Annotated in this window: 1 protein-coding gene and 1 pseudogene; both read left to right on the forward strand. The window is 74.4% G+C overall.

Annotated features, from left to right (window positions below; translation table 11 throughout):
• Positions 1-175 (forward strand): zinc finger domain-containing protein (locus KUM32_RS36005; protein WP_302185226.1); only part of this gene is annotated, 175 nt, incomplete at its 5' end.
• 356 nt (positions 176-531) lie between these two features.
• Positions 532-867 (forward strand): annotated as a pseudogene (locus KUM32_RS36010) (serine/threonine-protein phosphatase); the annotation flags it as partial.

Here is an 867-nt window from a genome sequence, read left to right on the forward strand (position 1 = left end):
GCCCGAACACCTCCCCGAGGCCATGGGGCGTCCGCCGCGTGTGGACGACCACGGGGGAGAGGTGTACGTGTACCGCAGGGCCAGGCAGTCCTGCCACATCTGTGGCGGCGAGATCCGCACCGCCGAACTCGCCGCCCGCAACCTCTTCTGGTGCCCGGGGTGCCAGCCCCGCTAGCTTCCGGTGCCCGGGTGCCAGCCCCGCTAGCGCCCGCCGTGCCCGAAGCGCCGCGGCACCCCCCCCGCGTCGCGTGCCGCCCGCGCGCGGGGGCGCGGCGCACCGGGCGGGGTCGGTGCGGTACTCGACCCGCGTGCCGCCCGCGCGCGGGCGCGCGACCCCGTGGGCCCGGCGGTGATCTTCGCGACGTACCCGCACAGGCGATCGCATTTCGCTTAAGATTCCCTTCTCGGCCAGCGGCCCGAGGCGCGCCTTCGGTGGCCGCGCCGGGGGGCGACCATGCGAAGCGTCGGATGCGGCGTCGGAGTCGGAGAAACGTGCGGAGCATGGTGGAGGGTGGATAAGGTCCCGATGCGATGAAGACCGGAGGTGTGGAGTCCGCGACGGCCCGGATGCGCAAGGCGCTCCACCGGGCACGCACCAACGTGCGCAAGGCCGGGGTGGACTACTTCCGCGGCGACGGCTCCGACTGGCTGGCCCTGGCCGTGCTGCTCGCGGCCGTGCCGGCCATCGCGGCCAGCACCATCGCCCAACCCGACTGGTGTGACCCCTCCGTACTGGTCCTGCCGATCGTCGCCGGCGGACTGCTGCTGCGCCCGGCCAGCCTGCTCGCGCTGTACGCGGCCTCGGCCACCGCGCTGATCATCGAGGCCGCGGTCCTTGAGCCGTACGTCGGCGGCGAGGACCGGGTG

The sequence above is a fragment of the Streptomyces sp. AC627_RSS907 genome, assembly GCF_019049165.1.